The sequence below is a fragment of the Enterococcus dongliensis genome (assembly GCF_031927985.1).
Taxonomy (GTDB): Bacteria; Bacillota; Bacilli; order Lactobacillales; family Enterococcaceae; genus Enterococcus_A; species Enterococcus_A dongliensis.
In genome coordinates this window covers 1-10,523 of sequence record NZ_JARPZC010000030.1, presented here as the reverse complement: position 1 = coordinate 10,523, position 10,523 = coordinate 1, and the positions used below count along the sequence as shown (strand labels likewise).

11 protein-coding genes are annotated in these 10,523 nt (G+C 35.0%); all 11 read right to left on the bottom strand.

Annotated elements, in window-relative coordinates; genetic code table 11:
* Window positions 1–352 precede the first annotated feature (352 nt).
* Entirely contained in the window at window positions 353–997 is a 645-nt protein-coding gene (gene deoC / locus P7D84_RS13270) for a deoxyribose-phosphate aldolase (RefSeq protein WP_256596817.1), read from the bottom strand.
* Window positions 998–1,024: 27 nt separating this feature from the next.
* The gene (locus P7D84_RS13265) at window positions 1,025–1,993 is read right to left on the bottom strand and encodes an aldo/keto reductase (protein ID WP_127979301.1); all 969 of its coding nucleotides are present in this window, start codon (window positions 1,991–1,993) and stop codon (window positions 1,025–1,027) included.
* A 16-nt stretch (window positions 1,994–2,009) separates the two neighbouring features.
* Window positions 2,010–3,128, bottom strand: a complete 1,119-nt coding sequence (locus P7D84_RS13260; protein ID WP_311806740.1) for a mannitol dehydrogenase family protein — start codon at window positions 3,126–3,128, stop codon at window positions 2,010–2,012.
* A gap of 12 nt (window positions 3,129–3,140) precedes the next feature.
* Complete coding sequence (locus tag P7D84_RS13255; RefSeq protein ID WP_016177909.1) at window positions 3,141–3,959, bottom strand: PTS system mannose/fructose/sorbose family transporter subunit IID; 819 nt, start codon at window positions 3,957–3,959, stop codon at window positions 3,141–3,143.
* Window positions 3,949–4,716 (bottom strand): PTS sugar transporter subunit IIC, encoded by a 768-nt coding sequence (locus P7D84_RS13250; protein ID WP_016177908.1) that lies wholly within the window; start codon window positions 4,714–4,716, stop codon window positions 3,949–3,951. The genes P7D84_RS13255 and P7D84_RS13250 overlap by 11 nt, the downstream gene beginning before the upstream one ends.
* Before the next feature lie 21 nt (window positions 4,717–4,737).
* On the bottom strand, window positions 4,738–5,790 hold the full coding sequence (locus tag P7D84_RS13245; protein WP_016179263.1) for a zinc-dependent alcohol dehydrogenase: 1,053 nt from the start codon (window positions 5,788–5,790) through the stop codon (window positions 4,738–4,740).
* Window positions 5,787–6,602 carry a sugar phosphate isomerase/epimerase family protein gene (locus P7D84_RS13240; RefSeq protein ID WP_239661159.1) on the bottom strand — a complete coding sequence of 272 codons (816 nt, stop codon included), beginning with the start codon at window positions 6,600–6,602 and terminating at the stop codon, window positions 5,787–5,789. Before P7D84_RS13240 ends, P7D84_RS13245 begins: the two co-directional genes overlap by 4 nt.
* 23 nt (window positions 6,603–6,625) lie before the next feature.
* A complete protein-coding gene (locus P7D84_RS13235; RefSeq protein ID WP_016252549.1) occupies window positions 6,626–7,507 on the bottom strand; it encodes a class II fructose-bisphosphate aldolase in 882 nt (293 codons plus the stop codon).
* Between the two features lie 16 nt (window positions 7,508–7,523).
* On the bottom strand, window positions 7,524–7,985 hold the full coding sequence (locus tag P7D84_RS13230; RefSeq protein ID WP_016179259.1) for a PTS sugar transporter subunit IIB: 462 nt from the start codon (window positions 7,983–7,985) through the stop codon (window positions 7,524–7,526).
* An 11-nt stretch (window positions 7,986–7,996) separates the two neighbouring features.
* Complete coding sequence (locus P7D84_RS13225) at window positions 7,997–8,416, bottom strand: PTS sugar transporter subunit IIA (protein ID WP_016179258.1); 420 nt, start codon at window positions 8,414–8,416, stop codon at window positions 7,997–7,999.
* Window positions 8,417–8,581: 165 nt separating this feature from the next.
* Window positions 8,582–10,408: a PRD domain-containing protein gene (locus P7D84_RS13220; protein WP_311806737.1), complete on the bottom strand. Its 1,827-nt coding sequence runs from the start codon at window positions 10,406–10,408 to the stop codon at window positions 8,582–8,584.
* Between the last annotated feature and the right edge of the window lie 115 nt (window positions 10,409–10,523).

Genomic DNA, 10,523 nt, shown 5'->3' with positions numbered 1-10,523 from the left:
TAATTCTTTGGTCAGAACTATTTTGAGTGTAGCACAAATGGCTTTTTTAGTTGTCTAGCTTAATTTTACAATCGGCGCTATGAAAAATAATACATTTTTCTTGTTCATGTTTCTCGACTTGGTTTTCATTGGAAATAGATTTACTTTTCAAGTAGAAAACAATAATGGAACAGAATAATATCAAGACAAATCTGCGCTATAAGTTCACTTCTTTAACAAGAAAATGAAACGAGGATATCAGAAATCACTTTAGATTTCTGATATCCTCGTCACTATGATTCTAATCCCCTTTCGAAGATTAATTTTTTATGAGTACAACTTTTATTGAGCCCTGTATCAAGGTTTCAAGATATTATTCATTTTGCAATTCCTCAATTATCTTCATCACATTCGTCAGGCTAATACCAAATCTTGAGACTCCCAAATCCAACATTTGAGATATTGCTTCACTATTTTTAATTCCACCAGAAGCTTTTATCTTGATTTTTCCACGTATCTCTTCAGATAGAATCTTGACATGCTGTATCGTCGTTTTCCCTTGAAATCCAGTAGCCGTTTTTATATATTCTATACCCGAATCTAATACTATATGGCTGGCTTCCCTAATTTCATGATCGATAAGAACTGGTGTCTCAATGATACATTTTAGGGGAATCGATTCTCCAATAGCTCCTTTAACGGCAAGTATATCAGCTTCAGCTTCTTGATACATTTTGGACTTGAGAAAACCAATATTTAACACCATATCGATTTCTTTTGCTCCTTGCTCAACTAATAATTTAGCATAAGCAGCTTTTATCACCGTTGGATCATGTCCGGCTGGAAAACTACAGCCAGCACCGACGATAGTATCAGTACCTTTTAAACTTTCTTCCATCAACGGAACATAACAACGAGGTCCAATAATAGAGTAAAAATGATAGTGCTTCGCTAACTCAATTAGTTCTAATGTTTCATCCATCGTAGCCCCGGCATGAGAAAGAGTTGCATCAAGCATACGAGAGAATTGAAAAAGTGTAATCATTTAATTACCAATTTCCAAGCGAAGTATTTCATCATCAATCCACTTAATATCATCTTCAGCCAATTGCCATTCAAATGTCTCACAATTGATTTTAGCTTCATTTGGATTTCTAACCCCTAAAAGAGCTGTATTTACAAAACTCTTTTGAGTTGACCAATTAATTGCTACTTGTGCAACTGGTTTATCGTATTTTTTTGCAACTTTATCTAACGTCAATAATAACTCCATAATCTTTGAAAATTCGGGTTCCTTAAAGAATGGATAAAAGGTTAATCGGAAGTCTTTTTCATCAAACTTTGGTAACTCACGAATCGTTCCAGTCAAAATTCCTGCTCCCAACGAACCTGAAGTCATAGTTGCTATTCCATTAGCTTCTGCCCATTCCATCAGTTCTTTTTGTGAATGATTAACCATAGAAAAAGGGGGTTGAATAACATTTACTTCTCCAAATTTTAACGCTTCTTCGATAAGTTCCTTTGATGAATTACACAAACCAATATAACGAATTTTTCCATTTTTTTTCAAATAATTTAATGCAGCCATTGTTTCTTCAATAGGTGTATTCACATCTGGCCAATGCATCAAATAGAAATCAATGTAATCGGTGCCTAATCTTTCAAGAGATTCTTCTACTTCTTTCAAAATTGCGTCATATTTATTGTTACGGACTGGCTTCCCATCAAAATGACTAATGTAAGAACCGAATTTTGTAGCAATAAAAATTTTGCTGCGATCATACCCTTTAATTGCTTCTCCTACAATTTCTTCAGCAGTTCCTTCTCCGTATATTGGTGCAGTATCAATGATATTTACTCCCCCATCCAGCATAGTCTTAATTGCTGCGATGGATTCATTTCTATCTACTTCTCCAAAGCTACCTCCTGCAGAATTTTCTCCCCCCATTGCCCAAGTTCCAACTGCAACAGAAGAAATCTCTAAATTGCTACTACCAAATTTTTTATATCTCATTTTCGCTCTCCTTCTACTAAATCAACTCAGTTTGTTTTTTTATTAATTGGTAAAGTACAAAATCGTTCTCCTTGTTTAAACCACAAACTTCTGCTAATAGCTCATCAATCGAACGTTGGTCCTTTTTCTGTAGATATTTTAGTCCGTAAGCTGTTCCTTTTGCGATATACATTGGCAAAATATTTTTCTTTAAACACAATTTAGCAGGACCGATAAACCGTTCAGATGGGCCAAGTTTCAATTCTGGATTTGCGATGACTCTTTCAATAGGATCTTTAATGTCTTGATTTAATTTTTCCTGCATATAATCAACCCAATATTTGTCTTCTGACATATCAAAATCATACGTAGCCTTAATTGCTTGATGTGCCTCATCAAACGCCTTTTCCAGCCAAGGTCTAATTCGTGGATCTTGTTGTGATTCATAAATATATGTTAAGCCTTCTATTACTCCAATAAAAGCGGCCATAGTATGACGCATATTGCCTACATATACCTTCCTGTAAATTCTTCCTTCAGCATCATCGACAAATTCAACATCTAGAATTTCTGGTTTTTTTCCTGTGAATGTTATTCCATCAATTTCTAGATGAGGATTAGCAGTAATCATAACTGCATATGGATAATTTTCACTTAACTCTTTTGGAAGCGGTAATGCTGCTGAAAGGACCATAACTTGATTTATTCCAACTTTTTCATTAAAGTAATCCAATGATAAAGGGTCATTTTTCAAATACTCGCTGATATATTGAACAAATTTTTGAGGAGCTCCCAGTGAATTAACGCATAGCATGACATTTTTAAAATTGTTTTTCTCACAATCTTGTATAGCCCTTGCTAGATTTTCTGCAATACTTTTAAAAGCTCCTTCATAAACACAGCAGAAGATAAAATCATGTTCTTCCAACGCTTTGGATAATTTATCTGAATCTATGATCAAAAAATCAGATACATGAAACTCTGTCTGTCTATTATTATCGTCAACAAACACTGAGTAACCGCCCAAATTCTTCATTTCTATCAAATGCTCTGGATGAACATCATAAAATGAAAGTTTATAACCATCACGATTTAATAAATAGCCTACGACGCCGCGCCCTATGTTGCCCGCTCCAATGATTAATGCTTTCTTCATATCCATTTCTCCTTAAGCTATAATTCCCAACATGAACAGAGCGACACCAACAACCATTGTACCTAATAGTAAAGGGACCACTTTCACTCCTCTATCTAAAAGCCAGTAAATAATACCCACGAGAATCAACGAGAGCATTCCTGGTAAAATACTATCTAAGGTTTCTTGTAATTTCATTGCCCCATCTTTCACTGACCCACCAATTACAATCGGTGTAGAAATTTTGATATTAAAAGCACACATAGCACCAATAGCCATTAAGCCCACAACAGAGCAAGCATACGAAACTTTTTGCATGATATTAGACTTTTCTGATTGGATAATGAAGTCACTACCCAAGTTATAGCCTAATTTTAAAGAATAAAATCTTGCTAAAAAGTTTGGGATGTTATACACCAGTAAGAAAATAATAGGAGCCAAAATACTACCTTTCGCCGCCATTTCAGTTACCATTGCTGTGGCAATAATTCTAAGTGTTGCAGGGAAAATCGTATCCCCGATAGCTGATAGTGGTCCCATTAATGCAGTTTTCATACCACTTATTGTAGTAACATCAAAATCTTCCGATTTAGCATTTTCTTCTTCCATCGCTAACGTTATTCCCAATGGAAAGCCCGCCAATGATGGTGTAATATTGAAGTACTCAGCATGGTGTCTCATCACGGACTCATTTAATTTTTCAGGATGTTCTGCGTAAATTTTTTCTAATGACGGAAGCATTGAAAACGTGAAACCACTGTGCATCTGTCCTGGATAATCGTTCATACAGTTCAGTGCAATATATCTTACAAAAACTCGATTCAAATCTCTTTTTGATAATTTAGAAGTCATCGTCAATATCCTCCTGTCCTACAGCGGGTGAAGTATTCAAATTGTGAGGTGTTAGCATGATAATTACAAACATTACAGCCAAAAGAGTAATTGCAATCGTTGGTAACTTTAAATATGCAGCGAGCATAAAACCAATAAAGAAAAAGGGAGACATTTTCTTACTAATTATCATTTTTAATAGCATGGCAAATCCAATAGCTGGTAACAAATTTGCTGCAGCAGATAAACCGTTAATCACATCAACTGGAATTGATTTAACAAAGGTTTGAACGGCTCCGCTTCCTGAATAAACAGCTAATAAACCAAATACAAAATAAATACCAAATGTAGAAATCCAACATCCAATAACATAAATCCGTGAAGCCGCCTTCATTTTCCTCTTTTCCAATTGTTTACCCATAGCTGTAGAAAAAACAGAATTAAATAGTTTTACTACAATAAATAGAAAGCCGCCTAAAAGTCCAATAGGAACTGCCAAAGCGGTTGCAAGTTCAGCACCCGAATTGGTCATAATCGCAAATGCTGTTCCAATTACCCCAGCTGCAGCGCCATCGGGACTGACTGCTGCACCTACTGGAAATGAACCAATAAAAATAACCTCAAGAACACCCCCGATAATGATCCCTTGGGTCACATCTCCCAACGCTAATCCCATTAATGTCGAAGCAACTAGTGGTCGTGAAAGATAACAGTACCCAAAGAACATATCCATTTTACAAATACCTAATACTAACCCTGCGAGAACTGCTTGTAACATGGTTTCTCCTCCTTTACTTTACTAAAAAACGATACTAACTCGATAAGCACCTGGGACTGTTGCTGCCTCAAATGCGGATTGAACATCTTTCAGAGAGAATTTCTTTTCAACCAACTTGGAAACATCAATCTTCTTCTCACTAATCAGATCAGCTGCATATTGGAAATCATCTATATCTGCACTGAATGTTCCTAGTAGCTCCATCTTTCTGTAATGAATTGTATTTGAATCAATATTCATTTCTGGTGCAGGATACCCAGCAGCAAATAAAAGAATTCGTCCATCAATCTGTTTAATCATCTCTAAGGCTTGATTATTAGCTGACGTAGCACCAACCGCAACGACTACAGCATCTGCTCCTTTTTCCTTAGTTAACGTCTTTACAGCTTTAACTGGGTCCGTTTTTGATACGTCAACAACATCGAAACCATACTCTCTTGCCGTTTGAATTTTTTTAGGCATCATTTCGGTTAAAATCACACGACACCCCATTTCGCGTGCAATTAAGGCATTTAGAATTCCCATTGTGCCTGCACCAATAACTACTATTGTTTCACCTTTTACTACTCTTAATTTGCGCAAACCTTCTACAACTGTGCCTGCCGGTTCGACAAAAGCAGCTTCTGATGGGTCTACCGAAGGATCCATCTTACAAAGCGCGCGATAAGTTTTAACTACATATTCTCCACAACCAAAATTCCCATAATAGCCATCGTCCGAAGCAATATTCATGATGCCTCGATGTGGACACTGACTTGTTTTTCCTTCTTTGCAAAAGTCGCATTCACCACACCAATCGTAACCAACACCAATTGTATCTCCAACATCAAAACCCTTTACTTTTGATCCCATATTGACGATCACACCGCTGTATTCATGCCCGAAAGCCATAGGTAGTGGTTGCTTTCCAAGTCTTGCTCCATCCCATACGCCATATTCTGAAGTACAGAGATTACATGCATTCACCTTGACCAAGACTTGGTCATCTTTCAACGCAGGAATTTCTCGTTCATGGACTTCTGCAATGAATTTCTCAGTAATAACTGCAAATTTTGTCGACATTGAGTTTGTCATTTGTTTTCCTCCATTTTTAAAATTTGATTATACGTGGTTTCATATATTTCTCTAGGATTATCAAAATAGTCCCTATGCGTGTACTCTAAACAAAAATCACCCTGATAATGATTTTGTTCAATTTCTTTCAAGGTTGACGCAAGATGTAGTTCGCCATTTGTCCAATCTACATGTGCAAATTGCCCTTTTTTATAATTTGTAAGATGACAGTAATCAATTATTTCTCCAAAAACTTGAAAATACTGAGATAAGCTTTCTTTTTCTCGTCGAATTGTTCCTGTATCAACGATAATTTTTAAATTACGTTCATCTACATCGGCAATGTATTTCTTCATTTTTTCGATAGAATTTACTAATTTGGTACTTTGAGGAGTCAAAGGTTCAATAGCGACTTTTACTCCATAAGATTCTGCAAAGCGGCACAACCATTTACAAAGACTAACAGATCTTTTCCATGCTTCTTCTCTAGTTTCATCATTAAACGACCACCCAGATGTAATCATGATTCTAGGCACCTCAAGCTCATGTGCGCTATACACAACCTGTTGAAAATAGTTTTTTGTACGGCGAATTATGTCCTTGTCTTTTGCTGCTAAATGAAAGGGATTGGGACAACTTTGTCGTGGACTGATACAACTGATAGACAGTTTTTTTTGTTGCAACTGTCTTTTTAATTGATCGGTATCACTATGAGAAAAAGTATCAACATAAAAGTGTGTCGGACAGGTCCACAGATCGATTTTAGTGAATCCTACTTCTGAAACATCATTCAAAAATGTTTGTAGTTGAAATTTTTGATAAGTAAGATTCATCGGTGCAAACCGATTTATCATCTTTACCATTGTCCATCTGACTTAAACAATTTCATATAGTGTTTAAGCTTCTCTTTGTAGCCTTCAGCACCTACTAAGTAAAGTTGCTGCATGTTCATCCGTTTAGTAGTAAACTCATCCATATTTGCTCCCGTTGGCACCTTAATTTCTAAATTATTTTCATAGCAGGCTTGAATTCTATCTAGACCAGACATAACTAAATCTGTATTCAAATTGACTTTTTGAATTCCATGCTCGATTGTCATGCGTAAATTATCATCACCAGAACCAGAACCTCCATGAAGAACTAATGGTTGTTCAATTTGTGAAGCAAGTGTATCAAGTAGTGGAAAATCAATTTTGCAGCCTCCCTTGTAAACACCATGTGAAGTCCCAACAGCTACTGCTAAACAATCTACGGAGGTTTGTTTTAGAAAATCAGCAGCCTCCTCAGGTCTGGTCAATCCTGTATCTCGAGTTTTATCATACTCATACGCTTGACCCACATGACCTAGCTCAGCTTCAACTGAAACTCCACAAGCATGAGCAATCTTAACTATTTCTGCTGTTTCTTTAACATTATCTTCAAAGCTGCTTTGAGATCGGTCAATCATAACTGAACTAAATCCAGCACGAATTGCATTGACAATATCCTCAAATGGTCCACCATGATCCAAGTTTAGTGCAACAGGTACTTCTGGATATCTTCTCTCGTAAAAACGGGCGATGTCTGCACATTCATAAATTCCATGTACCCCAGCAACATCCAAAATGATTGGTGCTCTTAACTCTTTTGCAGCCAAGAAACATGCCTCAATGGTTTCACGATTGAACACGTTTGGAGCGGCTACTCCGTATTTTCCTTTTTTTGCTTCCTTCAATAGTTCATGCATTGGAATAATCATTTTTTTCCTCCAGATTCTATTTATAATTGATAACTGTGTCAGTTGGCACTTGCTGAATTTCTAAATTAATCCCACTAGCAGCTAACTCTTTTAGCTGTTTTTCTTCATCCGGTAAAACATTAATTGCTTTTGAAATATTCTTCGTTCCTTCGCGAGCCTTAGTACCACCAAGATTTAATCTAGTAATCTCGGGTACTTCCTTAATCAATTGATAGGCATCTCCGATAGAGCCTACGACAATAAATAGTTTATACTTGTCTGTTTTTCCCGAATTGATAGCTTTAATCGAATCCTCAACCGTCTTGATTACTACTTTGATATTATGAGGACAAGCCATTTTTAGTGTTGCTTTTTGTAATGGATCAGTTACGACAGTATCATTTGCAACTAAAATACAGTCAGCCTTTATGCTGTTTGTCCAAGATAAGGCGACTTGACCATGAATCAATCGGTGATCAACTCTAACTAGCTTAATCATGTTTATCCCTCCTAAAAATCATCTTCTGAAATATTCATTTTTAACTGATTGCAATAAATAAAACCTTCTGTAGCAGTTTTCATTGCCCTTAAAATTGCCTCGTCCCCCTTCATTTGTGAATCGTTGATTAACACCAATAGTTCAATTACAAATGCTAAATTCATGCCTGCAACAAGATGAATACTATTGTCATTGTTTATCCTCTTCATCCATTCATTGTTTACACTTCCACCAAAAATATCTGAAATAACGAAAAGTTCATTTCCGTGATTTTCTTCGATAATACGATTGATTTCTCTTTCGATATCTTCATCTTCTTTAGAATAAGCACAATAATAATCGATGTTCTTAAAATCTCCTACAATCATTTTCACTGTTTCAGTCATTCCTTTAGCTAAATTTCCATGACTGATACATAAAATCTTTCTCATAGAATTCCTCCTTTTCACTTTATTACTAGCAATTGGCGTGCCAATTAGTTTAAATTTTCAAAACACTTGGTTTAACAGGCTTTTTGTGACACAAGTTATCTATTCACACAAAAAAAGTGACACTAACTTTTCATTAAGTTAGTGTCCACAAATTTATTTTTAGTGTCAATCCAGGTTTTGAGTAATATTGTAGATGTAATAGCATTCTTCAATTGGCAGTGAAATATTATATAATTGTTCAATAGGACGAAAAGCGGTACTGATTAATGATCCTAACTGTTCTTGATTTTCTCGAAAATATCCGTCTTTCGGAAAGGAGTCCATTTTTTTCCCACGCATTAATCGTTCAATCATACAACTAATGTGGACATATAGATTTAGTTTCTGACTATTGTTTAATTGTCTATTCAAATATCGCTCCAACGAATCCAAACAAGGTTCAATTTGAGTAATGATTTTATTACTATCTAAGATAGTCAATGAATCAATAATCTTATTCAAAGATAAATTCTTGATCATTTCATTATTCACAACTTCAGCTAACTCTTTTGTTGTGTGTGTTTCTAACAATTTTAAAAGACGGTTATCCTTATCGGTAAATAAATCCTCAATAGAAATAAATGGTAAGCTGTCAATATGAGGATTATTAGTACCAATTAATCCTATAACTTCATTAGTCTTAAATACCTCCAACTCTAGTCCCTTTTGGAGAATTTTTTCGAAATCTTGAGCGATAAAGTAGACTGAACTTTCTTTTGGGACAATTCTTGTAAACATCTCTTTTAGCTTTAACGCAGTTCCATATCCAGTGCTACAAGAAATGATAATCGTTTTCTTTTTTGTCCTTTCAGGATAAATAATTTGGCAATTAATCTTACCACTTTCTTTCATTTTTTCAGATATTTCAATCATACTTACGCCCTGTTGTAGTAAACTACCTCCCCACAAAGCCATTTCTGTAGAAACATTGTTTACCAAAATGATGGGAGATGATGTGCTTTGAACTAATTTTTTACCGATATTATGAAGTGATCCCATATCAACTAAGACTAATAAGCCTTCTTGATAATTATTAGTCTTTATATAGTTTTCAATTCGTTCGATCATTTCATCTGTGCTTATATCTAAAGGCATATCAAATGAATCATAAATATGGGCTTTTAGCATCCGATTAACGACGCTGCTAATACTACTTGCAGTGGCATAACCATGAGCTACAATCAAACCACTAAATTTTTTTGATTCTACCTGATTGACAGTGCCAATTAATTGCGTTAATAGAATGAAAAGTTTATCAAACTCACTTAATGAAATATCTAAATTGTTCTCAAGCATTTGAAAGAGTGCTTGAGTATCTTGTCTAACCATTTTCTGAAGATGTTTATATAAGTTTCTTATTTCACATACATTTACGCTAAAACGTAAAGTATCATTTCTTTTCAATAAATAATGGGCAATAATAAATATGTCGTTTCCATTAAAAAGATTGTTCTTTGAATGCAATACCATCTGGAAACTTTCTTGAATTTGTCTAATCATATAATTTAGAATTTCTTGTGATGTGTTTGAATCATTGAATATTAATTGATCGATAAATGAGTATAAATCGGAAGATATTTGTTCTCTAAAATCATTTTGATTAATTTTGTTTTCTGTTAGTAAGGCAAATGATTTTAAAACCCGCGACATGAAGATATCTGCATATTTATTGAATACAGTTTCTTCCTTTGACACTCTGATTTCCATTGAAGGCGTAAACAATATTGGTTCATTAATAAAACGCTTTCCATCCAGAGCCTCTAAATTATCGATAATGAACTCTTTTGGAATAGACGCCCGTCGTATATCAATCGGATTCTTCTCATTTTGAAAAGAAAACTCTTGAGCACAAATTCGTTTTATTAAATTTTCTATCTCTCCAATATTTCCTTTATGTTCAGAATGAGTCAAAACATAAATTACTGTGCTTGACACTCGAATAGAAATCTTCAAAACACTTGCCTCATTCTTGAACATTAAATATACTAAATCTGGATTTGAGTCAATATCTTGGACATATTTTAGTAGAGACTGCTAAGACATTTTCTCTGTTTCTAAATCTTCAAAC